At 67.1% G+C, this 26,784-nt stretch carries 24 protein-coding genes; 13 read left to right on the top strand and 11 right to left on the bottom strand.

The window, feature by feature from the left end; all coding sequences use genetic code 11:
* The first annotated feature begins 17 nt into the window (after positions 1–17).
* The 3 genes from ACORQU_RS15175 (at position 18) to ACORQU_RS15165 (ending at position 2,824) form a co-directional block, all read left to right on the top strand.
* Entirely contained in the window at positions 18–1,547 is a 1,530-nt protein-coding gene (locus ACORQU_RS15175) for a tetratricopeptide repeat-containing sulfotransferase family protein (RefSeq protein WP_491641927.1), read from the top strand.
* Positions 1,548–1,858: 311 nt separating this feature from the next.
* Positions 1,859–2,020 (top strand): hypothetical protein, encoded by a 162-nt coding sequence (locus ACORQU_RS15170; RefSeq protein ID WP_491641926.1) that lies wholly within the window; start codon positions 1,859–1,861, stop codon positions 2,018–2,020.
* Between the two features lie 132 nt (positions 2,021–2,152).
* A complete protein-coding gene (locus ACORQU_RS15165; protein ID WP_491641925.1) occupies positions 2,153–2,824 on the top strand; it encodes an energy transducer TonB in 672 nt (223 codons plus the stop codon).
* 52 nt (positions 2,825–2,876) lie between these two features.
* On the opposite strand, the gene rlmH is transcribed toward ACORQU_RS15165, so the two are convergent.
* The 7 genes from rlmH to ACORQU_RS15130 form a co-directional block, all read right to left on the bottom strand.
* The gene (gene rlmH / locus ACORQU_RS15160) at positions 2,877–3,347 is read right to left on the bottom strand and encodes a 23S rRNA (pseudouridine(1915)-N(3))-methyltransferase RlmH (RefSeq protein ID WP_491641924.1); all 471 of its coding nucleotides are present in this window, start codon (positions 3,345–3,347) and stop codon (positions 2,877–2,879) included.
* A 106-nt stretch (positions 3,348–3,453) separates the two neighbouring features.
* The gene (rsfS, locus tag ACORQU_RS15155; protein ID WP_271646362.1) at positions 3,454–3,849 is read right to left on the bottom strand and encodes a ribosome silencing factor; all 396 of its coding nucleotides are present in this window, start codon (positions 3,847–3,849) and stop codon (positions 3,454–3,456) included.
* 31 nt (positions 3,850–3,880) lie between these two features.
* A complete protein-coding gene (nadD, locus tag ACORQU_RS15150; protein ID WP_491641923.1) occupies positions 3,881–4,540 on the bottom strand; it encodes a nicotinate-nucleotide adenylyltransferase in 660 nt (219 codons plus the stop codon).
* A 39-nt stretch (positions 4,541–4,579) separates the two neighbouring features.
* Positions 4,580–5,611 (bottom strand): DNA polymerase III subunit delta, encoded by a 1,032-nt coding sequence (holA, locus tag ACORQU_RS15145; protein WP_491641922.1) that lies wholly within the window; start codon positions 5,609–5,611, stop codon positions 4,580–4,582.
* Between the two features lies 1 nt (position 5,612).
* Entirely contained in the window at positions 5,613–6,188 is a 576-nt protein-coding gene (locus tag ACORQU_RS15140) for an LPS-assembly lipoprotein LptE (protein ID WP_491641921.1), read from the bottom strand.
* Positions 6,189–6,274: 86 nt separating this feature from the next.
* Positions 6,275–8,908 (bottom strand): leucine--tRNA ligase, encoded by a 2,634-nt coding sequence (gene leuS, locus ACORQU_RS15135; RefSeq protein WP_491641920.1) that lies wholly within the window; start codon positions 8,906–8,908, stop codon positions 6,275–6,277.
* A 94-nt stretch (positions 8,909–9,002) separates the two neighbouring features.
* Positions 9,003–9,632 carry a DUF998 domain-containing protein gene (locus ACORQU_RS15130; protein ID WP_491641919.1) on the bottom strand — a complete coding sequence of 210 codons (630 nt, stop codon included), beginning with the start codon at positions 9,630–9,632 and terminating at the stop codon, positions 9,003–9,005.
* A gap of 176 nt (positions 9,633–9,808) precedes the next feature.
* Here ACORQU_RS15130 and trxA point away from each other — a divergent pair, with 176 nt between their 5' ends.
* Positions 9,809–10,669, top strand: a complete 861-nt coding sequence (gene trxA, locus ACORQU_RS15125; protein WP_491641918.1) for a thioredoxin — start codon at positions 9,809–9,811, stop codon at positions 10,667–10,669.
* 215 nt (positions 10,670–10,884) lie between these two features.
* Entirely contained in the window at positions 10,885–11,355 is a 471-nt protein-coding gene (locus ACORQU_RS15120) for a DUF4442 domain-containing protein (protein WP_491641917.1), read from the top strand.
* Between the two features lie 21 nt (positions 11,356–11,376).
* Here the strand turns inward: ACORQU_RS15120 and ACORQU_RS15115 are convergent, their stop codons facing one another.
* Positions 11,377–12,663, bottom strand: coding sequence for a hypothetical protein (locus ACORQU_RS15115; RefSeq protein ID WP_491641916.1), 1,287 nt, complete (start codon positions 12,661–12,663; stop codon positions 11,377–11,379).
* A gap of 63 nt (positions 12,664–12,726) precedes the next feature.
* On the opposite strand from ACORQU_RS15115, the gene ACORQU_RS15110 reads away from it, so the two are divergent.
* From ACORQU_RS15110 to ACORQU_RS15100, 3 genes are all read left to right on the top strand, one after another.
* Entirely contained in the window at positions 12,727–13,398 is a 672-nt protein-coding gene (locus ACORQU_RS15110) for a DUF502 domain-containing protein (protein ID WP_271646372.1), read from the top strand.
* Entirely contained in the window at positions 13,395–14,174 is a 780-nt protein-coding gene (locus ACORQU_RS15105) for a queuosine precursor transporter (protein ID WP_491641914.1), read from the top strand. The genes ACORQU_RS15110 and ACORQU_RS15105 overlap by 4 nt, the downstream gene beginning before the upstream one ends.
* Before the next feature lie 123 nt (positions 14,175–14,297).
* The gene (locus ACORQU_RS15100; protein WP_491641913.1) at positions 14,298–14,894 is read left to right on the top strand and encodes an HI_0983 family protein; all 597 of its coding nucleotides are present in this window, start codon (positions 14,298–14,300) and stop codon (positions 14,892–14,894) included.
* Between the two features lie 171 nt (positions 14,895–15,065).
* On the opposite strand, the gene ACORQU_RS15095 is transcribed toward ACORQU_RS15100, so the two are convergent.
* Positions 15,066–16,664 carry a phytoene desaturase family protein gene (locus ACORQU_RS15095; protein WP_491641912.1) on the bottom strand — a complete coding sequence of 533 codons (1,599 nt, stop codon included), beginning with the start codon at positions 16,662–16,664 and terminating at the stop codon, positions 15,066–15,068.
* 158 nt (positions 16,665–16,822) lie between these two features.
* Here ACORQU_RS15095 and ACORQU_RS15090 point away from each other — a divergent pair, with 158 nt between their 5' ends.
* From ACORQU_RS15090 to ACORQU_RS15070, 5 genes are all read left to right on the top strand, one after another.
* Positions 16,823–18,445, top strand: coding sequence for a CHASE2 domain-containing protein (locus tag ACORQU_RS15090; protein ID WP_491641911.1), 1,623 nt, complete (start codon positions 16,823–16,825; stop codon positions 18,443–18,445).
* Between the two features lie 150 nt (positions 18,446–18,595).
* On the top strand, positions 18,596–20,674 hold the full coding sequence (locus tag ACORQU_RS15085; protein ID WP_491645146.1) for a M13 family metallopeptidase: 2,079 nt from the start codon (positions 18,596–18,598) through the stop codon (positions 20,672–20,674).
* Positions 20,675–20,804: 130 nt separating this feature from the next.
* The gene (locus ACORQU_RS15080; RefSeq protein WP_491645145.1) at positions 20,805–22,883 is read left to right on the top strand and encodes a M13 family metallopeptidase; all 2,079 of its coding nucleotides are present in this window, start codon (positions 20,805–20,807) and stop codon (positions 22,881–22,883) included.
* A 123-nt stretch (positions 22,884–23,006) separates the two neighbouring features.
* Positions 23,007–23,240, top strand: a complete 234-nt coding sequence (locus ACORQU_RS15075) for a hypothetical protein (RefSeq protein ID WP_491641910.1) — start codon at positions 23,007–23,009, stop codon at positions 23,238–23,240.
* A gap of 99 nt (positions 23,241–23,339) precedes the next feature.
* A complete protein-coding gene (locus tag ACORQU_RS15070; RefSeq protein WP_491641909.1) occupies positions 23,340–25,364 on the top strand; it encodes a M13 family metallopeptidase in 2,025 nt (674 codons plus the stop codon).
* A gap of 73 nt (positions 25,365–25,437) precedes the next feature.
* Here the strand turns inward: ACORQU_RS15070 and ACORQU_RS15065 are convergent, their stop codons facing one another.
* Both ACORQU_RS15065 and ACORQU_RS15060 read right to left on the bottom strand, forming a co-directional pair.
* On the bottom strand, positions 25,438–26,112 hold the full coding sequence (locus ACORQU_RS15065) for a rhomboid family intramembrane serine protease (protein WP_491641908.1): 675 nt from the start codon (positions 26,110–26,112) through the stop codon (positions 25,438–25,440).
* Positions 26,113–26,253: 141 nt separating this feature from the next.
* Positions 26,254–26,601, bottom strand: coding sequence for an MGMT family protein (locus ACORQU_RS15060; protein WP_491641907.1), 348 nt, complete (start codon positions 26,599–26,601; stop codon positions 26,254–26,256).
* Between the last annotated feature and the right edge of the window lie 183 nt (positions 26,602–26,784).

Raw genomic sequence — 26,784 nt, 5'->3', positions numbered from 1 at the left:
ATACGGAGCTCCACGCCTTGGCCGAAGCTGCAGCGGGGCGAGGGCAGCTTCCGGAGGCGCTTGCCCTCTTCGGACAAGCACTTCTGCTCAGGCCGGATGACGCCACCACGCTGATGCAGCTGTCGTATTTGCACTCCATGCTGGGGCACTACCGTATTGCGCATGAGCATGCGCTGCGCGCCTACGCCACCGGTACCAACTCGCCCAGCGTCTTGATGGAGCTGATCCCACGTCTGCGCACCTTCAACGAGGTGCCGGCCCTGCGTGAATGCATACGGCGCATGATGCCGTTATCCCGCATCCCCATCCCCGTGTTGATCAAGGCAGCTGCGCATCTGAGCTACGTCAACCTACCGGAAGAAGCCATCACGTTACTGGACGAGGCCAAGCGCGCTGACCCTGACTTTCCGACGACCTTGTTGGCAAGGACACAGGTCTTGACCTATCTGGGTCGCTTTCGCGAGGCCGAACAGGATGTCCTGCGCGCACTCAGACGCGCGCCTGAAATCGCGCAGGGATGGTGGCTACAGGCTCCGCTACGCAAGCAACAGGCCAATGCAAATCACGTCGACGCCATCCATGCGGAACTTGCACGCCCACATCGCAAGCCTGAAGACGTCGCCTTGCTGGGCTTCGCCCTGCACAAGGAGCTGGACGATCTCGGTGACATAGCTGGCGCCTGGGATGCCTTAATGCTGGGCTGCCATGCCAAACGCGCGGCACTCAGGTATTCCTCCACGGATACCATCAAACTGATGGACGCCCTGATCAATTACTCACCTGCAATGACGCCTGTGCCGGTGCAGGAAACTGGACCGAAGCCAATCTTCATCGTGGGCATGCACCGCTCTGGCACCACCTTGCTCGAACAACTGCTTGACGGCTCACCGCAGGTGCGTGGGATTGGAGAGTTGTACGACTTCACTAGCGCTATGCGCTACGTGACCGATCACCATTGCCCTGGCGTGGTCGATCTCGAATTGATCCGACGCGCCGCACACGCCGACCTCAAGGTCGCCGGCCAGCGCTACCTTGGTGGCGTTGCATGGCGCCTGCGAGGCGAGGCGTTCTTCACTGACAAGTTGCCATCCAACTTCCTCAATATCGGCTTCATCGCGTCAGCACTGCCACGGGCCAGGATCCTGCATATGATGCGCGACCCGATCGAGACCTGCTTTTCCAACTTGCGCGAGCTGTTTTCCGGCGCGAATCCCTACAGCTACGACATGACGGAGCTGGCCAACTACTACAAACAGTATCAACGCCTGATGGCACATTGGCATCGACGCTTCCCTGGACGCATCCTCGATGTGGACTATTCCCGATTGGTGAATGATCCAGAGGCGACATTGCGCGAGGTTTGCGACTTCTGCGAGCTGGACTTTGATCCGGCCATGCTGGAGCTGGATAACCGCGAGCGCGGCGTGGTAACGGCCAGTGCTGTCCAGATCCGCGCCGGAATCCAGGCCCGCCAGACACCAAAGTGGGCACCATATGAAACCCTGCTGCAGCCGCTGATCAAGGCGTTGGCTGAGGGTGAAGCATGATGGCTTGTGCTGCGTTTTTTTAATGCTCTGCGAAACCCTGCTCTCAGGCTGAGCGCGTTGCTCCGGGGTAACTGAGCAACGACAACTCAGATGATCCACGGATCGAAACTTCCTCAAGTTTCAAGAGGTCGAATGAATTCCGCTCGAATTTGCGTCACCTATCATCGCGCCGCCGTAACCACAGGCGCAGGCTGAACGACACATGGTCGCCCAAACGTAGATCGGCAGGCCACACCTCTTCTTCATCCTGAGTGAGCCCTCGCTCAGCAATGACCTTGCCTTGTGGGCGATGTCGGATCTGAAACTTTGCAATGCCGGCACCGGACCGCGCCAGCCTCCGGGCCAACCTCCTGCGAGGGGATTACCCGATGATGATGATGGCCCGGGCCAAGGAGGCCGACAGCACCCCGGTCTCCCCCGGCGAAACCACGCTGAGCGTCAGCATCGAGGCGGTGTTCGAACTGGGACGCTAACCACGCGCAGGGGCGCGCAGCCACTTGCCTTGCCAGGTTCCAACGCGCAGAGTCGGAAGCGCGGCCGTCGCAACCCCCTTCGCGGCGGTCGTGCGTTGATTCCGAAACATGTCCCGACACCGGAGGTGGTCCATGGTTCGCACGTATCCGCATGACACAGAGGCCGGGCTCAACCCCGCGCGCATTGGCGGGATCGCCACGGCGATCCTGGTGCACGCGGTGGCGCTCATGCTGTTGTTGATTCCCGCCACCCTACCCCCACTGGCCCAGCGGTTGCCCGATCGGCGTCCTCAGCTGGAAATCATCAAAAAGCCGGTCGAGGTGCCCGTGACGGCGCCGCCGCCGGCACATCCCAAGCCCCCCATCGCCGCCCCACGCACACCGACAACGGCCACGCCGGTCGTTTCCCCACCTGCACCCGAACCGGTCGAGATCACCCAGGCAGATCCGATGCCATGGACGCCACCGGCCACCATCGCGCCTGCAACACCCACCAGCGCCGCGCCGGCACCGTCAACGGGCCCGATCAGCGCCTCACACCTGTCCTACGTCAGTGCGCCCGCGCCCCGCTATCCACGCGCGTCCATCGCCCGCCGTTCAGAAGGCACGGTGATGCTGCGCGTGCTGGTGGACGTGGACGGCAAGCCGCTGGAGGTGGTGATCGAGACGAGCAGCGGTGATCGGGAGTTGGATCGCGCCGCGCGTCAGCAGGTGCTGGACAACTGGCGGTTCCAGCCCGCCATGCAGGATGGTCATCCGGTCCAGGCCTACGGTCGGGTCCCTGTGGACTTCCGCCTGCGTTGATCTGCGCAGCGTGCGAGACCGGAGCGCCGGGCCATGTCCCGGCGCTTCGATTTCAGGCACGGTGATAGGGGTGATTGGCGAGCATCGCCGCAGCGCGATACAACTGCTCGGCGACGATCAGGCGCACCATCATGTGTGGCAGGGTCAGCGGGCCGATCGACCAGGTCTCATGCGCGGCGGCCAGCACGTCCGGTGCGTGGCCTTCCGGACCCCCGATGAGGAACGCCAGGTCACGGCCCTGACCGCGCCAGTGCTCCAGGCGCTGGGCCAGGTGTTCTGACGAATAGGGCTTGCCGGTCACTTCCAGCGCGACGATGTGCGCGCCCTTGGGCAACGCCGCCAGCACGCGCTGGCCCTCGTCCTCGATGGCGCGTTGCGCGTCGCGGTGCTTGCCGCGCAGCCCGGGCGTGACTTCGACCAGTTCAAACGGCAACCAGTGCGACAGGCGCTTCTGGTATTCGGCAAAGCCCTGCGCAACCCAGCCAGGCGCGCGCTCACCGGTGGCAATCAGCCGGGCTTTCATGCTTGATGCCGGACGCGAGTGGAAAACAGCACAGCGTGCCTGGGCGAGTTGCGATCATCGCGATCGGGGGGATTCGCGCGCTGCTGGCCGCTCACGCCTTAAACGCTCACTCCAGTTCTTCCGGCGGCTGGTCGCCAACGGTCCACAGGCGCTCCAACGCATAGAACTCACGGACGCGCGGCAACATGATGTGGACGATCACATCGCCCAGATCCACCAAAACCCATTCCGCCTCGCGTTCACCCTCCACGCCCAGCGGCATGACATCAAGCTTCTTAGCGAACTTGACCACCTCGTCGGCGATCGACTTTACGTGCCGCGTCGAAGTCCCAGAGGCGATGACCAGATAGTCGGATACGCTGGACTTGCCGCGCACGTCGATCTCGACGACGTCCTTGGCCTTGAGCTCATTGACGGCTGCATGCACGGTGGCGAGCAGGTCCGGTAGCGCAGGAGGCGGACTGGGCAGACGGGTCTTGATGACTTGGGCTTGGCTGGACAAAAGAGAGACTTGGCTGATCGACAGGGCGCGATTATAGCGCCGACGCCCCGTAGAGACCGTGGGCTTGGATGAACGCGGCGACAGGCGGCGGCAGCAGAGCCTGCCAGTTCCGCCCCGTGGCGATCCGCTGGCGCACCTCGGTGGCCGATTCGGCCTGCAGCGGCTGGTGCAGCGCCATCACCCGCCCCGCGGGAGCCGCGCGCAAGGCGGCGGGGTCATCGACCCAGCGGCCGCGCATGACCTGCGCCAGTGGTGCGGGCATCGTGGACAGTGCCGATTCGCCACGATCGGCGATCACCAGATGGGCCAACCCCGGGAGTGCCTCCCACGCATGCCAGGTGCTCAGGGCCAGGAAACTGTCCGCGCCCATCAGCAGCGCCATCGGCGCCTCCGGGCCTAGCTCACCACGCCAGCCGCGCAAGGTGTCGACCGTGTAGGAGGGACCTGGCCGGTCCAGTTCCCGACGATCCACGCGAAGCAGCGGATCTGCGAGGGCAACGGCTTCCAGCATCGCCAGACGCTGGACCGAACTGGCGCCCGGCGGTGCTCGGTGGGGCGGGTCGGCGGCAGGGACCAGCGTGACGGTACAGTCCAGGGCACGCCCGGCTGCGTGCGCAATGGACAGGTGCCCGTTATGAAACGGGTCGAAGGTGCCGCCGTAGATCAGCGTAAGTGGGACCGGCGTCTGCATGGGCGTTCTCGCTGGGCCGCGCTCCAATCGAGCGCGGAATCAGGCCACCAGGCGCGTGGCGGCGCTATCGGCGATGGCCAGCAGCAGGCGTTCGAGCGACACCCAGGCGTCGCCTTCGGCGCGGCCCTTGGCGATGCGGTCGATGCGCGAAGCCTCGGCCACCAGACGCGCCCAACGCGCGGCGCTGGCGTGCCGCTGCAGCGCCCGCTTGAACGGTGCTTGCCGACTTTCCCAGATCCCCTGCCCCTTCATCTCGGCGGCCAGATTGCCACCCCGCTCGGCGGTGCGGGCCAACTGGGCGGTACTGAGCAGGTTGCGCACGATCATCGGCATCAACGCCGCCACCGCCTCGCCCTCAGCGCGCAGGCCCTGGAGCATGCGCGAGGCCAGCGCGGCATTACCCGACCAGGTGACCTCGATCAATCGAAACACGTCGAACCGCGCCGCATCGGCCACCAACGACTCCATCGTCGCCAGATCCAGCGTCTGCCCCTGGGCCAACAAGGCCAGCTTGTCGATCTCCTGCGCGGCGGCCAGCAGATTGCCTTCCACCCGTTCCACCAGGCTGGCGATGGCATCGCGTTCGGCGCGCAAACCCTTGGCCCGCAAGCGCGCCTGGACCCAGCCGGACAACTCGTGTGGCTTGATCGCCCAGGCGATCGACAGCACGCCGATCCGCTCGATCGCGTCGGCCCATTTGCCGCGATGCGCCTTGCTCCATTCGCCGGCGGTGACCAGCAGCACCACGTCCTGCGGCGGGCGGGCGCAGAAGGCACTGATCACCTCGGCGCCTTCCTTGCCGGGCTTGCCGGTCGGCAGGCGCACCTCGACCAAGCGCCGGGCGCTGAACAGACTGGGCGCATCGAAACTGGCCTGCAGGCCAGCCCAATCCACTTCACGCCCTTCCACATCGAACACTTCGCGTTCGGCGATGCCCTCGGCCCGGGCCCGGGCGCGGATCGCATCGGCGGCCTCCAGCACCAGCAGCGCCTCGGGCCCTGCGATCAGGTAGGCCGGCGCCAGTGCGGCTTCAGCCCCCTGCGTCGCCAGCCGGTCGGCAGGCAACTCCATGTCAGGGCGTCGGGGCGACGGGTTCGTCGACGGGCGCGGCGTGGATGGTCGCACCGCCCGGACGGCCAACGCCACGCACCACGCCATCGATCCGGCGCAGGATGGCCTGGGCCATGTCGCGCCGCAGTTCGTCGGCCAGTATTTCCTTTTCCGACGATGTACCGGTTAGGTTGGTCGACTGCGCCACATAGTCACGCGACAACTCCACTACCTGCAGGGGCACCAACTCGGTGCCGTCAGCGCGCCGAAACTCGAAGATCGCCGCATACCGCAAGCTGTACTCCTGCGCGCGACCATACTGGTCCAACGCGATGGGACGATTGCCCCAACGCTCGGACTTGATGTCCAGGGTCGCCACGTTGTCACCGGCATCTTCGGCAGCGGGAATGGCGCCAGCGGCCTTCAACCCGATTGCCAGATCCTCGGCCAAGGGGCTGTAACGGGTCTTGGAAACGACCTTCACCGGCCCGAGATCGGACGGCAGGGCGATCTTGCTGCGCAGGTGGAAGCCGCAGGCGCTGAGCGAAACGGCGAGCAGGATGACGGCCAGCAGCCGCAACGTCGGGGTCGGATTCATGGCAGAGAGTCTGGACGAGGCGCCCAAGGGCGGCAACTGGACGGGCCAAGAGACTGCCCGACCCAGCGTGAACGCGGCTTGAGACCTCACCCGACGACCAGGTTGACGATCTTGCCCGGCACCACGATCACCTTGCGGATGGCGACCCCTTCAAGGAACTTGGCGGTGTTGGGCTCGGCCTTGGCCAGCGACTCGATCAGGTCCTTGGGCGCATCGGCGGCCACCTCGATGGTGCCGCGCAGCTTGCCGTTGACCTGCACCGCCAGGGTGACCGAATCGCGCACCATCGCGGACTGATCGGCCTGCGGGAAGGCGAGGTCCTCCAGCAGTGTTTCGGGATGGCCCAGCAGTTGCCACAGCGCGTGGCTGGAGTGGGGGGTGATGGGGTTGAGCAGCAAGACCGCCGCCTCCAGCGCTTCCTGGCGCACCGCGCGGCCCTGCTCGCTGGTGTCGTCGAACTTGCCCAGCGCATTGGACAGCTCCATCACTGCGGCGATGGCGGTATTGAAGCCGTGACGCTTGCCGTAGTCGTCACCGACCTTGGCGATGGTCTCGTGGGTCTTGCGGCGCAGCGCCTTCTGCTCGGCGCTCAGCGCAGCCACATCCAGCGCCGGCGCAGTGCCGGCCTCGGCATGGCGCTGAGCCTGGGTCCACAGCCGGCGCAGGAAGCGCGACATGCCTTCCACGCCCGCCTCGTTCCATTCCAGCGACTGCTCGGGCGGGGCGGCGAACATCGAAAACAGGCGAACGGTGTCGGCACCGAACTTGTCGACCATCGCCTGCGGGTCCACGCCGTTGTTCTTGGACTTGGACATCTTCTCGACGCTGCCGATCTGCACCGGCTGGCCATCGGCGGCCAGGGTCGCGCCCACGATGCGACCCTTTTCGTCGCGCTGCACGTCCACCAGGGCCGGGTTGATCCAGTCCTTCGAGCCATCCGCGTTCTCGCGGTAATAGGTCTCGGCGATCACCATGCCCTGGGTGAGCAGGTTGGTGGCCGGCTCGTCGCTGTCCACCAGCCGCGCGTCGCGCATGAGCTTGTGATAGAAGCGGAAGTACATCAGGTGCAGGATCGCGTGCTCGATGCCGCCGACATACATGTCCGCGGGCATCCAGTAATTGGCGCGCTTGTCGACCATCGTCGCCGCGCCGGGGCTGGTGTAGCGCGCCACGTACCAGCTGGACTCCATGAAGGTGTCGAAGGTGTCGGTCTCGCGCTCGGCCGCACCGCCGCACTCCGGACAGGTGGTCTTGCGCCACTCCGGGTCGGCCTTCAGCGGGGACTTCACCCCGTCCAGGGTCACATTCTCCGGCAGCACGACCGGCAACTGGTCGTCCGGGACCGGGACCGCGCCGCAGCTTTCGCAATGGATCACCGGGATCGGGCAACCCCAGTAGCGCTGGCGGCTCACGCCCCAGTCGCGCAGACGGTAGTTGACCCGACGCTGGCCCTGACCCTTGCGCTCGAAGCGCTCGGCCAGCGCCTCAAAGGCGCCGCGGAAATCCAGTCCGTCGAACTCGGCCGAATTGACCAGCTGGAACTCGCGGGTCTTGTCCGAATACCAGTCGCGCCACTCGGTGGCGTCGTAGCTGGACTCGGCCTCGTTGCGCGGCTCCTTCAGCTCGATCACCTGCACGATCGGCAGCGAATACTTGGTGGCGAACTCGAAATCGCGCTGGTCGTGGCCGGGCACGGCCATCACCGCGCCGGTGCCGTAGCCCATCAGCACGAAGTTGGCGACCCACACCGGCACGGTCTCGCCACTGATCGGATGAACGGCCTTCAGGCCGGTGTCCATGCCGCGTTTTTCCTGGGTCTCCAGTTCGGCTTCGGAGACGCCGCCCAGCTTGAGCTGCTCCAGGAACACGGCCAGTTCCGGATTTGTCTCGGCGGCCTTGAGCGCCAGCGGATGCTCGCCGGCGATCGACACGAAGGTCACGCCCATCAGCGTGTCCGGGCGGGTGGTGAACACCATCAGCGGGTCATGCCCACCTTCCACGTTGAACTGGATCTCCAGGCCTTCGGAGCGGCCGATCCAGTTGCGCTGCATGGTCTTGACCGACTCGGGCCAGCCGTCCAGCGTATCCAGGCCGTCCAGCAGTTCCTGGGCGTAGTCGGTGATGCGCAGGAACCACTGCGGGATCTCGCGCTTTTCCACCAGTGCGCCCGAGCGCCAACCGCGGCCGTCGATGACCTGCTCGTTGGCCAGCACGGTCTGGTCCACCGGGTCCCAGTTCACCACCGAGGCCTTGCGATAAGCCAGACCCTTGCGCAGCAGGCGGGTGAACATGCGCTGCTCGTGCACGTAGTACTCGGGGGAGCAGGTGGCGAATTCGCGCGTCCAGTCGATGGCGTAGCCCAGCGACTTGAGCTGCTCGCGCATGTGCGCAATGTTGGCGTAGGTCCACTTGGCCGGCGCGGTCTTGTTCTTGATCGCGGCGTTCTCCGCCGGCAGGCCGAAGGCGTCCCAGGCCATCGGCTGCAGCACGTTGTGGCCGGTCATGCGCTTGTAGCGGCTGATAACGTCGGAGATGGTGTAGTTGCGCACATGGCCCATGTGCAGCGCGCCGGACGGATACGGCAGCATGGACAGGCAGTAGTACTTGGGCTTGTCGGAGGTCTCGCTGACCTCGAAGGCCTGGGTCGCGTTCCAGAAATGCTGCGCGGAGGTTTCGACCTGCTTGGGGTCGTAGGCGTGGGTTTCGGGAACGGCGGACATGGCGGAAGGCTTCGGACGCAGCTGCAAAGCAGGAAAGCGTACCGCAGCGCACCACCGGCTGCACCCGCTGGCAGCCCGGCGGCCATTCAGACCGTCATCGAGACAGGCCGCTGCCCTGCCCCGCCGGCCCGCCAAGTCCGGCCATGCCGGCCCAGGCCATCCAGGCCAGGATCGACAGGCGTTGGCTCAGGCCATCGGGCATCAGCATCGGCCCGATCAGCGCCAGGACGGCCATCGCCAGGCCTAGCACCAGTCCATCGCGGGCCAGCCGCTGCCAGGCGACCTGCCCGCGCAGCCCCAGGCCCAGCAGCAATGTTCCGGCCAGGGCGCTGGCCCACCACAGCACCCAGGCGGTGGCGTGCAGGCGCGTGGAGCGGCCATCGAGTTGCTGGGGATCCAGCCGGAACAGCCCCATCGCCACGAACCCCAGCGCCGACAGGAACATCAGCTGCGCCCCGATCCGCTGCGGCCACGGGGCCTTGAGCGGCAGCCGCAGCCGCAGGCTCAGCGCGCCCAGTCCGATCAGCGCGCCGGGCAGCGCGTAGCCCAGCAGATTGAACAACTGCGCGCGCGGGATGCCCAGCGCGCCCAACGCCGCAGTCGGATAGATCATCTGGGAATACCCCGGCAGCATCGCACCGAAGCCGAGCACGCTGCCCAGCCACAGCAGTGCCGCCAGGGGCGCCGGAGCGGCGTGCAGGAGGCGCAGGCGCGCCGGGCTCATCGCCGGTTCCCGAAGGGCAGGCGTGCGGTCACAGGGAGGTGTCGGGAATCGCAGGTCATGGGCCCGGCAGGCTAGCCGTCCCGGGCCGGCTGTCAATGTGGCCGGCGCCACGCCTTGTATCCTCCGCCGCCCGGCACCATGTGCCCGTCATTGCCTTTGCGAGGAATCCAGCCCACATGAGCGCCCAGCCGCACGTCTTCAACGCCACTACCGACACCTTCGAGGCCGAGGTCCTGCAGCAGTCCCTGCAGGTGCCGGTGATCGTCGACTTCTGGGCGAGCTGGTGCGAGCCGTGCAAGACCCTGGGGCCGATCCTGGACAAGCTGGCGGCCGAGTACCACGGCGCCTTCAAGGTCGCCAAGGTCGATGTCGACCAGGAGCAGCAACTGGCGGCGATGTTCCAGGTGCGCTCGATTCCCACCCTGGTGGTGGTCAAGGACGGCCAGGTCCTTGGCGCGATCCCCGGCGCCCTGCCCGAGGGCGAGCTGCGCAAGGTGCTCGAGCAGATCGGCGTGCAGCCGGCCGCCAATGAGGAAGATGCCGAGCCAGAGGAACTGCCCCCGCTGTCTCTGGCCGAGCAGATCGCCGAACTGCGCAAGGGCATCGCCGCCGAGCCGGACAAGGACGAGTTGAAGCTGGACCTGGCCTTGGCCCTGCTGCGCAGCGGCGAGGTGGAAGAAGCCGGCGGCCTGCTGGAAAACCTGCCCGCCAACCTGGCCACCGACGACCGCGCAGTGAACGCGCATGCGCGCCTGGCCTTCGCCGCCCAGCTCAAGGGCGCGCCCGACCCGGCCGCGCTGGAACAGGCGCTGGCGGCCGACGAGGGCGACCTGCGCGCGCGTCACCTGCTGGGCGTGCACAAGCTGGTGGCCGGCGATGCCGAAGGCGCCCTGGCGCAGTTCATCGAGTTGCTGCGCCGGGACCGCGCCTGGGAAGACGGCCTGGCCAAGAAGACCCTGATCGACGCCTTCCGGGTGATCGAGGACGAGGACCTGGTGGGCACCTATCGCCGCAAGATGTCCGCGCTGCTGTTCTGAACCAGGGCGCTCGCGGCGCAGTTTCCGGGGCCACGAGCATCTGAAAATCCGTGGGAGCCGCGACAGCGGCGATGGGCTTTGCGGAGTAAGCCTGATCGCCGCTGTAGCGGCTCCCACGGTTGTTTCCAGCGCCTGGGAAGTCATCGGGCAACGCCACTCCATACTAATGCGTATGTTAGCCTCGCCTCCCGCCTGATCTCCGCTCTCGGCCGCTGATGAAACCGTCCACCCTGCGCAACGGCCTGAATCTGTGGCCACCGTTCCTGTTCACCGGCATCCATGTCGCGGCGATCACGCCGGACTGGCGCCATGCGCGGGTGGAACTGCGCATGCGGCCGTGGAACCGCAACTACGTGGGCACCCATTTCGGGGGCAGCCTGTTCGCCATGACCGATCCGTTCTGGATGCTGCTGGTGATGCACTGCCTGGGCCGGGATTACTTCGTATGGGACAAGGCCGGGGAGATTGAGTTCGTCAAACCGGGACGCGGCACCGTGAGCGCCGATTTCCGCATCGATGCGGCCACTCTGGATCAACTGCGCCAGGCCACCGCCGGCGGCGCCAAGCACCTGCATTGGTTCGAGCTGGACGTGGTCGATGCAGACGGCGAGGTCGTGGCCCGGGTGCGCAAGCAGCTCTATGTCCGGCTCAAGCCGGCCGCGCGCAGCGCGTCGGCCGAGGCCTGAGCCGCCCCCGCCTTTCAGCGCTCAGTCGGCCTGCGAGGCGGGCAAGGGAATGCTCCAACGCGCCTGCCCGTCCTGCGGCGCGAACAGCCGCATCGACAGGGTCTTGTGTTCGGCATCCAGCTGTAGCGCACGCCCTTGCCTGAGCGTTTCGGGCAGATCGTCCAGGGTCTTGCCCGGGTTGGCGCGCAGCCACAAGGCCACCGACACCAGCCGGGCCTGTGCGACACCATCTTGCAGACGTCGCAGGTGTGGGGCGAAATCCGCTGTTTCCATGTTGCTCAGCACGCAGCCGGCCGCGTTGGCGATGCAGCGGACATTCCAGCCAGTCCCAAGATCCGCCGGCACGGTAACCGGCTTGTCCGCCTTCACCTGCGCCTGGCCAGGCGCCTGGCAGGTCCACGCCGGACGCACGGCCATGCGCGCCAGGGTCTTGCCCGGGTCGAACAGCCAGCGCCCTTCGGCTGCGCCCGCGCCCTCGACCAGCCGCCAGCCACCGGCTTGCACATTGGCGCTGATGTAGGAGAACTCGCCCTGCATCGCCGCGCAGATCCCGCCCTGCGCGAACGGCGCAAAGGCGTCCTGGCAGTCCTCGGGCAACGCGGCGTCGGCCGGCATCTGCGCCAACATCTCGGCGAACAGGTTCGCCGAGCCGCGCAGCATCGCCAGCGAGATCATGCCGTCGGCCAGCGTGTCCGGGCGTTTCCACAGCATCCGCGCGGTCCTGGCGTCGCGGCAGACGCCGGCCAGCGCCTCGGTGCGATGCCCGCGCACGAAGGCCAGCGCATGCCCGGTCTGTGGCGCGCCCAGTGCCTGGTAGGTGGGCATGGGCATCGTCAGTCCCAGCGGAAAGGGGTTATGCACATAGTCCGCCTCACCCAAGGCCTCCACCCGCGCGCTCAGGCCGGCGTTGCGGGCCACCAGTGCGGCGTAGGCGGCCTGGTTGCCGCGTACCCGGGCCAGGCAGTCCTGGTCGGTCCAGCTGCACGCCCGCAGACCCGGCACACCATTGACCTGTTCGTGCGGCCACTGCTTCTCGGCGGTGGTGACAAAGCCCTCCGGTGACTTGGCATAGGCCGCCAGGTCGGCTTTCAGCACGCCAGCCTGTTCGTCGGCGGGCACCGCGTACGGAAGCAGCCAGAGCTGGGCGAAGCCGTTGCGGCCGGCAGGCGGTTTGCTTGGCGTGAGGGCCTCCAGCGCCGCGCGCTCGGCCCGCGTCGGGCTCATCGCCCGGGAGATGCCATAAGCCCCCAGCGCCAGCACGAAGACCGCCAGCAGGGTGGCCCCGATCCACTTCAATACCCGCACCATCACCACACTCCTTTCCTGTCCTGGCGCGCGCTGCGCGCCTTGAGCGCGCCATACAATACCGGCATGTCCGCCCACACCCCACGCCCTTCCCTGCAGAGCCTGTTCCTCACCGGCCTGCTCACCCTGCTGCCGATCTGGCTGACCTGGGTGGTCGTCAAGTTCGTCTTCGTGCTGCTGTCCGATGCCAGCAAGCCGCTCGTCGAGCCCATTTCCCGCAGCATCGCCAACGATTTCCCCGGCATGGCGTCCTGGCTCAACGGGCAGTCGGTGCAGGCGGTCATCGCCCTGGTCGCCACGCTGCTGGTGATCCTGCTGGCCGGTTTCCTCGCCCGTCGGGTGGTCGGGCAGACGCTGCTGCGCTGGTTCGAGGCCCTGATCCTGCGCGTGCCGCTGGCCAGCACCATCTACACCAGTTCGCGCCAGTTGCTGGACATGCTGCAGACCAAGCCCGGCAGCACCCAGCGCGTGGTGCTGATCGACTTCCCGCACCGGGAGATGAAGTCCGTCGGCCTGGTGACGCGGGTCATGCGTGAGGAGGGCACCGGCCGCGAACTGGCCGCCGTCTACGTGCCCACCACGCCCAACCCGACCAGCGGGTATCTGGAGATCGTGCCAGTGGAACTACTCACCCCGACCGACTGGAGCGTGGACCAGGCCATGAGCTTCATCATCTCCGGCGGTGCGGTGGCGCCCGATTCGATGCCCTTCACCCGCGCCGGCGACCAGCGCCGGTGAGCGTGGTGGCGCGCACCCTGGACGACCGGGCGGTGCGATTGTTCATCGCACTGGCGGCGTTCCTGTGCGTCAACGCGGTGCTGGCCGAGTTCATCGGAGTCAAGATCTTCGCCCTGGAGGACACCCTGGGCATCGACCCGCTGCAGTGGAACCTGTTCGGCCAGACCGGCTCGCTGAGCTTCACCGTCGGCACGCTGCTGTGGCCGTTCGTGTTCGTGCTGACCGACACCATCAACGAGTTCTTCGGCCGCCGCGGCGTGCAGTTCATTTCCTGGGTGGCGGTAGCGCTGATCGTGTACGGGTTTGCGTTCGCCTATCTGGCCATCCATGCCGCCCCGGCCGCGTGGTGGGTGACCGTGGCCGCGCCGCAGGGCGTGCCGGACTACCAGGCCGCATTCGCGGCGATCTTCGGCCAGGGGCTGTGGTCGATCGGCGGGTCGATCGTGGCCTTCCTGCTGGGCCAGTTGATCGACGTGCAGGTGTTCCACCGCATCCGCAACGCCACCGGTGAGCGGCATGTGTGGCTGCGCGCGACCGGGTCGACGGCGGTCTCGCAGCTGGTCGATAGTTTCGTGGTGATCTACATCGCCTTCGTGCTGGGCCCGCAGCACTGGTCGCTGCCGCGCTTCTTCGCCATCAGCACGGTCAACTACGGCTACAAGATGCTGGCGGCCGTGGCGATGATCCCGTTGCTGTACCTGATGCGCCACGCGATCCGCGCCTACCTGGGCCATGCGCGCGAGGAACAGCTGCGGCTGGAAGCCGCGGCGGATTGACGGCAAGATCCCTGGTTTTTCGGCCAACAGCGACGACTCCGCCTGGCGCCGGGCGCGCCGTGGCATAGTTCCGGGCGCACATCGACGTGCCATTTCTGCAATAACACGACAAGGAGGTTGACCATGAAGACCCATCGGCCGGCGATCCGCCGGTTCGCAATCCTGGCGTTCGCGCTGCTGGCCCCCGCCCTCCCGGCATGGGCCGATGACGGCCCGGCATCTGCTTCGACCACGCTGCAGTTCGAGGGCAGTTCATACCGCTACCGCTGGTCGCAGGATGGCCTATACGAATTCACGCCCGCCGGGCAGGAAGACCTGGACCACTGGCAGGACATGCTGAGCGTGGCAATCAAGCGTGAGGTGCAGCAGCCAGAACAGTTGGCGGCGCTCGCCAACGCGCTGCTGGCAAGCTACCAGGCACACGGCAAGATCCTGGCGACCGATTCCAGGCCGATGACCGCCGACACCCCTGCCGAACACCTGATCGTGGCGGCGATGTCGATCGAGGATGTCGTCGAGGTCGTGTTCGCCCGGCTGGTGCTGGTCGACGGCACCGGCGAAGTGGTGGTCTATTCAAAGCGCATGTATGGCAAGGACAACGCCAGCGAAGTCGCCAACTGGATCAACACCCAGGCTTCGACGAAGGCCTTGGCGCTGACCAAGTGGCAGCACGTCCCTTCAGCTTCGGAACTGGCCACCCTGCCCGCGCCCAGACGCTGAGCGGAGTATCCTTCCGAGGGCCACCCCGCCCACCTCAGGGCCCCAGTTCACCTATAGCGCGCCACACCCGCGGCCTGTAGCAGGGCAAAATCCGTCCACATCGCGTCGCGATCCCGATGCCTTGGTGAGCCTCGAGGCTAGCGCGGCCCGCATGCCGCCCACGGCGCCACGTCAGCGCAGGTCGCCGATCACCACCTGCGCGGCATTGTGTCCTGGCGCTCCGGTCACCCCGCCACCGGGATGGGTACCGGCCCCGCACAGGTACAGGCCCGGAATCGCGCCGCGATAGCCCGCCTGGCCCAGCGCCGGGCGCGATGAGAACAGCTGGTTGAGGGTCAGGGCACCATGGAAGATGTCACCGCCGACCAGGCCGAAGTCGCGCTCCAGGTCCAGCGGGCTCTTGATCTGCCGGCCCAGGACCGAGGCGGCGAAGCCCGGCGCATAGCGCTCGACCGTGGCGATCATCAGGTCGGCGACCTCTTCGCGGTGTGCGTCCCAGCTGCGCCCATCGGACAGCTCCGGCGCCACGTGCTGGCAGAACAGGCTGGCCACGTGCTGGCCGGGCGGCGCCAGCGAATCGTCCAGCGTGGAGGGAATCAGCAGCTCGACGATGGGATCGCGTGCCCAGCCATACGCCTTCGCATCGAGGTAGGCCCTTTCCATGTATTCCAGCGACGGCGCCAGGATGATGCCGGCGGTCAGGTGGTCGCCTTCACCTGGCAAGGCGGTGAACGAGGGCAGCCGGTCCAGCGCGACATTCATCCGGAACGTGCCGGAGCCGCAACGCCAGTGGCGCATGCGTTCGGCGGTCGGCTGCGGCACGTGCTCGGCGCGCAGCAGGCGCTGGTAGAGCAGCTTGGGATTGACGTTGGCCACCACGCAGCGTGCGCGCAGGATCTCGCCGGTGTGCAGGCCCACGCCAACCGCGCGACCGCCTTCGACCAGCACCTCGTCCACGCCGGCGTCGGTGCGCAACGTGGCGCCGGCCGCGCGCGCCGCAGCCGCCATGGCCTGGGTGATGGCGCCCATGCCGCCGATCGCATGTCCCCAGACCCCCTTGACTCCATCAACCTCGCCGAACACGTGATGCAGCAGCACGTAGGCGCTGCCCGGCGTGTAAGGGCTGGCGTAGTGGCCGACCACGCCGTCGAAACCAAGCAGCGCCTTGATCGGCGCGCTCTCGAACCAGCGGTCCAGGTATTCGCCGGCCGAGAGCACGAACAGATCCAACAGTTCCTGCCGCAGGGTCTGGTCCAGCGACATCAGCCGGCGGCCCAGCTGCGCGCCGCGCAGCAGTTCGGGCAGGGCCTTCCACCAGCCATCGCCGGTGATATTCGGCGGCGGCTGCAGGGCCAGCGCGCGCAACACATCGGCCATGGCCTCCAGCCGCGCTTCGTAGGCCGGCAAGGCCTCGGCGTCGCGCCGGGAGAATTTGGCAACCTGCGCCTGGGTCTGCCCGGCGCCAGTCAGCAGGAACTGCCCATCGGGCAGCGGCATGAAATTGCCGCACCTGCGCTGGACGATGCGCAGGCCATGGCCGTGCAGGTCGAGGTCGGCGATCACCTTGGGCTGCAGCAGCGAGACGGTGTAGGAAGCCACCGAGTTGCGGAAGCCGGGATGGAATTCCTCGGTCACCGCCGCCCCACCGAGCACCCCGCGCCGCTCCAGGACGGTCACCTTCAACCCGGCGCGGGCCAGGTAGGCCGCGCAGGTCAGGCCGTTGTGGCCGCCACCGACCAGGAGGACGTCGCAGGACGTGGCGCCGCGCATCAGGCAGAATTCCGTGACGGCTTACACAATCTGCGGCTGGCGTTCATGACGTTGCACGGATCAGGGGAAGGACCGAAATGGGACACCACATGCCGGGCAGGACCGAATGCGCAGGGTAGCGTGAACACAGATCCTCCCCAACACGAACCCATCGCCTGATGCGCGCGCTGAGATCCATCCGCCGCAGCCGGGCGCATGTCGGTGAGCGCGTCTTGACCGGCATCGGGGCCGCGGCACTGGTGGTGCTGTTGACCCTTTCCGGCCTCACCGCGCCGCTGGATCGCGGCCTGTTCGACCGCCTTGCCGGCGCACGCCATGCCCAGGGAGAGCAGCAGGTGGTCGTGGTCGCCATCGACGCCCCCAGCGTGAGTCAGCTCGGGCCATGGCCATGGTCGCGACGCGAACTGGCGAATCTGGTGGATCGCCTGACCGCCGCTGGTACCCGCGCAATCGGCCTGGACCTGCTGCTGGCCCAGCCCAGCCTCTACGATCCCGAAGGTGACGCGCTGCTTACGCAGGCGATACGCCGCAACGGTGCGGTGGTGTTGCCGGTCATGGCCGACCTGCCCGCGCCGCCGCAGCCGGCCACGGCCCTGCTGCCCGCCCCGAGCCTGGCTGAGGCCGCCGCGGCGCTGGGCCATGTGGAAGTCAGCACCGACCCCGATGGCATGCCACGCCAACTCGACTTGCATGCGGGGCTGGGTACGCCACGCTGGCCTGCGTTCTCACTCGTGCTCGAGTCCCTGGCGACCCACGGCACTGCGCTTCCCGCCCGCCATGCCAGACACCGCGCCGTCGCCACATCCGACGCACGGCCGGAGACCTGGTCGGGAACCGAAACGGTCCTGCTGGCCTACCCACGTGGCGGTGGCATCGAGCACGTTCCGGCCGCCGGTGTCCTGGACGGCCGCATCGGCGCCGAGCGCCTGGCGGGGCGGGTCGCGATCGTCGGCCGCACCGATGACGCCCCGGTCGGCGAGGTGACGGTGCCCGGCATGGCGCACCAGTTGGCGCCGGTGGATATACAGGCCAATGCGGTGGCGCGCCTGCTTGAGGACCGCGCGATCTGGCCCATCCCGATCCTGGCGCAGGTCTCGCTCGCCGTTGTCCTGGTCTGCCTGCCCCTGCTGCTGCTCGGACTGCCGGGCATGCACACGCTCTGGGTGCCGATGGGGCTGGCCGTGGCCCTGGTCGGCCTGCTGTGCTGGGCCTTGCTGCTGGCCGGCGCGTGGTTTCCTCCCATGGCCGCCCTGCTGGTCTTGATGATCGGTGTGGTGACCGGCGTGATCAGCAGTTGGCAGCGCACGCGCCGCCGGTCGCGCCTGGACCCGGGTACCGGAACCGCCAACCGCGCCTGGTTCGACACCCGTCTGGAGCGCGATGTCCGCACCGCGCGCCGTCGCGGACGGCCGCTGTCCTTGCTGCTGGTGGAGGCGCGCGGCCCCGGGCCGCAGTTGCCCGGGCAACGCGGGGAGCTGGCCCTGCCGCTGGCTGCCGCCCTGCGCCTGCGCCTGCGCCGGCCCGGCGATCTGATCGCCCGTCTCGATGCCGGGCGCTTCGCCGCGCTGCTGCCGGACACCGGCGCCGACACCGCCACCGCGCTGGCCACCGCGCTGATGGTGGACCTGGAAGGCCGGCCCGGCCGCCCCGGGCCCGCGGCCCGTGGCAACGGCCTGCGCATGGGCCTGGCCACCCTCCACGCCGAGGACGCCCGCGGCAGCGACCTGTTGCTGCGCGCCACCCGCGACCTGGTGGCCGCCCGCGACCCCCTGGCGCCCTGAGCCCAGCCCCCGGCCGGGGCCCATGACCTTCGACACCGGCCCGCCTCCCGGCGCCGCGTTACAGTCCCACGATTGCCCGGACCACCCGCGGCAAGAGCGACTTCACGGTTATCCAAGGGAGCCTACGTGCGCACGTCCAAGACCAAGATCCTGCTGCTCACCCTGTCCATCGCCACCGTACTGGCGGCCTGCAAGCAATCCGACGACCAGGCCCCGGCCACGTCGACCCCGCCTGCCGACGCGCCCAAGGCCCTGACCCTGGACGATTCCAAGCTGCCGCCGTTCAACAGCTTCAAGGCCGCCGACCTGGACAAGAACGCCAACGTCTGCACGGACCTGAACGCCTACGCCAACCAGAACTGGCTGGCGGCCAACCCGGTCCCGGGCGACCGCACCAGCTGGGGCAGCTTCGAGGTATTGAGCGAGCGCTCGGAAGCGGTCCAGCACCAGCTGGCCGAGCAGGCCGCCGCCGACACCAACGCCACCGGCGTGGAGAAGATCGTCGGTGACTTCTGGGCCACCGGCATGGACCAGGACAAGATCGAGCAGCAGGGCATCGCGCCGATCCAGGCCGAGCTGACCGCGATCGACGGGCTGACCGACCAGGCCAAGATCACCGACTACCTGCGCACCAGCGCGGCCAAGGGCCAGAACATGCTGTTCGGCTTCGGCGCCAACGCCGACTTCAAGGCCTCGGACATGAACATTGCCTACGCGATGCAGGGCGGCCTGGGCCTGCCCGATCCGGAGTACTACACCAGCGCCGAAAACAAGGCCAAGCTGGAAGCCTACCAGGCGCACATCGCCAAGACCCTGGAGCTGGCTGGCATCGCCCCAGAGGCCGCCGCCGCCCAGGCCCAGCAGGTCATCGACTTCGAGACCCGCCTGGCCAAGGTGTCCAAGACCAGCACCGAACTGTCACGCCATGTCGGGTTGTTCTACAACCCGGTCACCCTGGAAGAGGCCGACAAGCTGACCCCCAACTGGTCCTGGACCGAGTTCTTCAAGTCCCAAGGCGTGACCCCGCCGGAGAAGTTCTCGCTGGCCATCCCGGCCTTCCACGAGGAAGTGTCCAAGATGCTGGCCGATACCGACCCGGCCGCCTGGCAGGCCTACCTGCGCTTCCACACCATCGACGAGGCCAGCCCGTACCTGAGCAAGCCGTTCGTGGATGAGAACTTCGCCTTCTGGAGCAAGACACTGCGTGGCCAGAAGGAAATGAAGGACCGCTGGAAGCGCGTGCTGGGCACGATCAACCGCCAGGTCGGCGAGACCATGGGCCAGCTCTACGTCAAGGTCGCCTTCCCGCCGGAAGCCAAGCAACAGATGGAACAGCTGGTGGGCAACCTGCGCACCGCGCTCAAGGCGCGCATCGAGAAGCTGGACTGGATGAGCCCGGAGACCAAGGAAAAGGCCATCGCCAAGTGGAACACCTTCACTCCCAAGATCGGCTATCCGGACAAGTGGCGTGACTGGTCCGGGCTGAAGACCAGCCGCGAGAGCTACATCGGCAACGTGCTGGCCGCGCAGGAATTCAACTACAAGTTCGACCTGTCCAAGATCGGCAAGCCGGTGGACAAGACCGAGTGGGGCATGACCCCGCAGACCATTAACGCCTACTACAACCCGCAGCAGAACGAGATCGTGTTCCCGGCCGCCATCCTGCAGCCGCCGTTCTTCGATCCCAAGGCCGATCCGGCCTTGAACTACGGCGGCATCGGCGCAGTGATCGGCCATGAGATGACCCACGGCTACGACGACCAGGGCGCGCAGTTCGGGCCCAGCGGCAACTTCGAGAACTGGTGGACCGATGCCGACAAGCAGGGCTTCGAAGCCCGCACGGGCAAGCTGGTGGACCAGTTCAACGGCTATACGACAAGCGATGGCGGCAAGGTCAAGGGCGACCTGACCCTGGGCGAGAACATCGCCGACCTGGGCGGCCTGAACACCGCCTACGACGCGATGAAGGTCGCCGAGCAAGGCAAGCCGGAACCGGAGATCGATGGCCTGACCCAGGACCAGCGCTTCTTCCTCAACTGGGCCACGGTGTGGCGCCGCAACTTCACTCCGGAAGAGCTGGCCGTGCGCCTGAAGACCGATCCGCATGCCCCGGCCAACTTCCGCGCCAACGGCGCCCCGTCCAACATGCCGGCCTTCGCCAAGGCGTTCGAATGCAAGCCGGGCGATGCCATGGTGCGCGCGCAGGACAAGCAGGTCGTGATCTGGTAAGCCACCGCGCCCCTGGCGCACGGCGACGCGGCGTCATGCCGCGTCGTCACTTATTTCCCATGTGCCGCAAGGCACCTTCCATCGGCCGCGAAAGCCAACGAGTCCCGAATACGTGAACGCACCGAAACTGATCACCCTCTCCCTCGCCGTGAGCCTGGCCCTGTCGGCCTGCAACAAGCACGAGGACACCACGCCGGCCCAGGCCTCGACTCCGCCGGCCACCGCCGATGCCGCCAAGCAGGTCCCGTCCTTTGACGTGACCGAGCTGGACAAGGACATCAACGTCTGCGACGACCTCAACGGCTTCGTCAACGCCAAGTGGGTCAAGGCCAATCCCATCCCCGACGATCGCACCAGCTGGGGCGCCTTCAACAAGCTGGCCGAAGACAGCCTCAACACCCAGCACGACATCGTCGAGGCCGCGGCCAAGAACAAGATCGCGCCCAGCGACTCCATCGAGCACAAGATCGGCGCGCTCTATGCCGCGGGCATGGACCAGGCCGCCATCGACAAGGCTGGCTACACGCCGCTGCAGCCCACCCTGGACGCCATCACCGGCCTGAAGAACAACCAGGACGTGGCCAAGTACATCGTCGACCGCTACGCCCAGGGCGACGGCCAGGTGTTCGAGTTCGGCTCCGGTGCCGACTACCAGCACGCCGAGACCCAGATCGCCTACGCCAACGAAGGCGGGCTGGGCCTGCCGACCAAGGACTACTACACCGATCCCAAGTACGCCGACATCCGCGACGCCTACACCGCGTATATCGCCAAGTCCTTCGAACTGACAGGCACCGACCCGGCCGCGGCCAAGACCCAGGCCCAGCAGGTGTTCGATCTGGAAAAGCAGCTGGCCGCCGCCTCGCTTTCGCGCGTGGACGCGCGTGATCCGAAGAACCAATACCACTTCGTTTCCGTGGCGGAGGCCGACAAGGTCACCCCGCATTTCTCCTGGGAGACCTTCTTCAACGCCCAGGGCGTGAGCATCGACAAGGGCTTCTCGCTGTCCCAGCCGAAGTTCTTCGCCGAGTTCGACAAGCTGCTGGCCAAGGCACCGACCGATCAGTGGCAGGCCTACCTGCGATTCCACGCCATCGACGGAGCGGCCAACGCACTGAGCCAGCCGTTCGTGGATGCCAGCTTCGACTTCTGGGGCAAGACCCTGTCCGGGCAGCCCCAGCAGAAGCCGCGCTGGAAGCGCGTGCTCGGTGCGGTCAATCAATCCATGGGCCAGGCCCTGGGCCAGTTGTACGTGGCCAAGGTGTTCACTCCGGAAGCCAAGACCCGCGCCACCGAACTGGTGGACAACGTGCGCAACGCGCTGAAGGCCCGCATCCAGCACCTGGACTGGATGAGCGAGGACACCAAGGCCAAGGCGATCGCCAAGTGGGACACCTTCCTGCCCAAGATCGGCTACCCGGAGACCTGGCGCGACTGGTCCGGCCTGGAGATCAAGCAGGATGATTACTACGGCGACCTGCAGGCCGCGCAGAAGTTCAACTACCAGTACGACATCGCCAAGATCGGCAAGCCGACCGACCGCAAGGACTGGGGCATGACACCGCAGACGGTCAACGCCTACTACAACCCCACCGACAACACGATCAACTTCCCGGCCGCGATCCTGCAGCCGCCGTTCTTCGACGCCAAGGCCGACGACGCCATCAACTACGGCGGCATCGGCGCGGTGATCGGCCACGAGGCCAGCCATGGCTTCGACGACGAGGGCAGCCAGTTCGACGGTGCCGGCAACAACGTCAACTGGTGGACCAAGGACGACCGCGCCAAGTTCGACGCGCGCACCCAGAAGCTGGTGGACCAGTTCGACGCCTACACCCCGATCAAGGACAAGCCGGACCTGCACGTCAACGGCAAGCTCACCCTGGGCGAGAACATCGCCGACCTGGGCGGGCTGAACGTGGCCTACGATGCCCTGCACACCGCCATGCAACAGCACCCGGGCGAAGCCGACCAGAAGGTCGACGGCTATACCCCGGACCAGCGGTTCTTCATGAACTGGGCCCGCGTGTGGCGTGGCGACATCCGCGAAAAGCAGGCCATCGTCTACCTCAACGCCGACCCGCATGCGCCGATGCAGCTGCGCGCCATCGCCGCCCCGTCCAACATGCCGGCCTTCGCCAAGGCCTTCCAGTGCAAGGCGGGCGACGCGATGGTGCGTCCGGACGACAAGCGCGTGGTCATCTGGTAAGCCGTCCTGGCTCCTGCGACACCCCAGCAAAGGCCCGGCACGTCCGGGCCTTTGCTGTTACCGCGGCGCGCTCGCCGGGCCGCGGTTAAGCTGGGAATTGGAATCACACACAAGGATCGTGCCGTGCCTGTCGAGGAACTCACCGGTGGCCTGCTGCGTGGCGCACTGCGCCTGATCTGGTGGCTGCTCTCGGACCTGTTGCTGGAAGTGCTGATCAAGGGGACCGGGTACCTGGTGCTGCGGTGGCTGCGCCCCGGCTCGGAGCCCTCCGAAGGCGCGGCGACGGTGGCCGGCCTGTGCGCCTGGGCCGTGCTTGGCGGCGTCGGCCTCTGGCTGTGGCACGCACACGCCGCCTGACCGGCTGAGTCCGTCCTGCACGGGTGAAGACCTCGCCCACTTCGCGCGCCAACACGTTGCTAGAATCCGCGCCTTCGACCGCCCGGAAGCTCTTCGACGATGATGCAGTTGCGCAACGCCCGTACGCCCACCCTGCTCGCCCTGGCGCTGATGATCGCGCTGGGCAACGGCGAGGCCCTTGCCGCCAAGAAGAAGAAAGCTCCGGCCAAGAAGGCCCCGGCGGTCAGCGCCGAGTGCACCGATTTCTACGCCGCAGCCAACGCCGACTGGCTCAAGGCCAATCCGCTGCCGGCCGGCGTGGGTGCCGTCTCGGCGCTGGGCAACATGCGCGACTACAGCCTGCAGCAGCAGAAAGCACTGCTGGACGGCGCCATGCAGTCCCCGCAAGGCCAGGTGCAGAAACTGCTCGGGGATTTCTGGGCCAGTGGCCTGGACGAAGCCGCCGTCGAGGCCGACGGCGCTAAGCCGATCGCGCCCCTGCTCAGCCGCATCGACGGGATCAAGAAGACCAAGGAAGTCCCGGCCGCGATCGCCGCCCTGCACCAGGTCGGGATCCCGGTGGCCTTCAACTTCAGCCCGGACGTGGACCTCAAGGCGCTGGACCGGCACATCGGCTACTTCATGCAGGGCGCGCTAGGCCTGCCGGACCCGGCCTACTACACCCGCACCGACACCGAGACCCGTGAGCTGCTCGGCCGCTACCGCGCCTACATCAAGCAGATCCTGGCCCTGACCGGCACGCCGGCCGATCAGCTTGATGCGCAGTCCGCCCTCGTGCTGGACCTGGAGACCCGCCTGGCCCGGGCGTCACGCCCGCTGGACCAGCTGGCCAACCCGTTCAACAACTACGCACCGGTGGCGGTCAAGGACCTCAAGAAGCAGTACCGCAACCTGCAGCTGGACGATTTCCTGGAAGCCCAGGGGGTCAAGGACGACATGGTGTCCCTGGCCGACCCGGCCCTGTTCTCCCAGATCGACGGGCTGATCAAGAGTCTCTCGCCCGAAGAGTGGAAGGCCTACCTGCGCTGGCGCGTGGGCGATGCGATGGCCCCGTACCTGGCCAAGCCCTGGCGTGATGCCTCGTTTGCATTCCGTGGCCGCATCCTGGAAGGCAAGCAGGCGCCCGATCCGCGCTGGCTGCAGGTGCTGGACGCGATCAACACCGCGGCCGGCCCGATGCTTGGCCGCGAATACACCGCGCGTTACCTGCCCAAGGACAGCCGCGACAAGGCCGAGGCCATTGCCAGCGGCGTGCGCGAGGCGCTGGGCCGGGCGCTGGAGCGCAACGCGTGGATGAGCCCGCAGGCCAAGGCCGAAGCCAAGGCCAAGCTGGCCAAGCTGGACATCGAGATCGGCGCGCCCAAGCGCGACCTGGACTACAGCGTGCAGCCGATGGGGCGCGGCAGCTTCGGCGGCAACATGCTGATCGCCAGCACCTGGCGCCACCGCGAGGAGATGAAGCGCATCGGCAAGGGCAACGCCGAGCGTCGCTGGAACGTGCTGCCGCAGCAGCCCGCCCTGGCCTACGACCTGGCCCAGAACCGCCTGATCATCACCGCCGCGGTGATGCAGGCCCCGGTGTTCGACGTCAAGCGCGACACCTCGGCGCTGTACGGCGCCTTTGGTGGCCTGGTCGGGCACGAGCTCACCCGCGGCTTCGACGCCAAGGGCCGCATGATCGACGCGGCCGGAGAGCTGCGCGACTGGTGGACCCCGGCGGACCTGAGCGCCTGGAACGCACTGGGCGCACGGGTGACCAGCCAGTACAACGGCTACGCCTACCCGGGCTTGACCGCGACCAACGTCAACGGCGCCCTGACCCGCGATGAGAACCTGGCCGACCTGTCCGGCGTGGAGCTGGCCTGGGACGCCTACACCGCGTCCCAGTCGGCGCCCAACACCGGCGCCAAGCAGACCTTCTTTAACAGCTGGTCGCAGCTGTGGGGCCAGCAGGTCGCGCCGGAAGAGGCCACCATCCGCCAGGCCAGCGACACCCACGCGCCGGGCCCGGTGCGCAGCAATGGGCCGCTGCAGGATCTGCCCGCATTCGCCGAGACGTTCTCGTGCAAGGCCGGCACCCCGATGGTCCACCCGGAGGCCGACCAGATCAGCATCTGGCGCTGAACAGCGCTATCGGCAAGGCAAAAAAACGCGGCCGATGGGCCGCGTTTTCTTTCGATGACTAGAGCTTTCTAGGCTACTTCACCACCCGGAATCCCGGATTGCGGCGGCGCCCGCCGCCACGCCCGTTACGCCCGAACGGCGGCTGCCCGCGCCAGTAGCGGATCAGCAGCCAGCCGAACAGCATCCCGCCCAGGTGCACGAAATGGGCCACGCCCGGCTGGCGACCGGTGTAAGCGAAGAACAGCTCCATCGCGCCATAGATGATCACCAGGGTCTTGGCCTTGATCTCCATCGGGATGGGGAAAATGATCATCCGATGCTCGGGGAACAGCATCCCGTAGCCCAGCAGCAGGGCGAACACCGCGCCCGAGGCGCCCAGCACCGGTGCCGGGAACTGCCCCTGGTGCAGCAGCAGCGTCCCCACGATCACCTGCAGCACATTGGCTCCGATCAGGCTCACCAGGTAATAGGTGGTGAAGCGCTTCTGTCCCCATACCGCCTCCAGCGGCGAGCCGAACATCCACAGCGCAAACATGTTGAAGAAGATGTGGCCGATGTTGGCGTGCATGAAGCCGGCGGTGACCAACTGCCAGGGCATGAAGCCGCCACCCTGCACCATCTCTCCGCTACCGATCGGCCACAGCAGCATCGGGGTGGTCACCGCGTCGGGCAACACCATCTGCAGCAGGAACACCACCACGTTGGCGATCAGAAGGGCCTTGGTGGCCGGCTGCAATCGGGGAAACATCGTCGACAACCTCGTGCATGAAAATCGGGCTGCATCATACGTGCGGGCAGCCCAACGTCCTTGCAAGGCGCGGCTTTCGATCCTGTCAGGTGCGTGGGCGGGCCATTCCCCGGCCGGCGCGCGCCAGTCGCCGTCCTCGGCTCACTCCTGGCCCCAGATCTGCTCGTCGATCGACGCGGCGGCCTTCTGGCCGATCACCCGCCCCTTGACCACCTTGACCCCTTCGGCCCGCAGCCGCTGGCTTTGCTCACGGTAGCCGCGACTGCCCTCGGGAAAGGCCACCCGGCCGCTGGACAGCAGGATCCGGTACCAGGGCAGATCCGGCGCCCCGTACTTGCGCAGCACCTGCGCCACCAGCCGCGCCCGCCCCGGCAGCCCCGCCCGGCGCGCGATCTCCCCATACCCGGCCACCTGCCCGGCCGGCACGGCACGGATGGCCTTGAGGATGGCCGCGGCGCGGGCTTCGGGGGTGGAGAGGTCGGTGACCATGGATGGATTCTAGGCTGGGCTTGCTTTGTTGTTCGAGCGCATCCCGATTTGTTGGCTTAGTGCAGAAGCAACGGCTTTCGTGCGGCTTCGCCGCCCGACCTACCTTCTTTGCTTGTGCAAAGAAAGCTAGGCAAAGAGGCGCTTTTCAACAGACGCACGTCTGGTCAACACACTCCGGGCGGC

The organism is Pseudoxanthomonas sp. JC1303 (assembly GCF_058448525.1).
The sequence above is the reverse complement of the archived record's forward strand: the minus strand, read 5'-3'. Positions and strand labels throughout refer to the sequence as shown.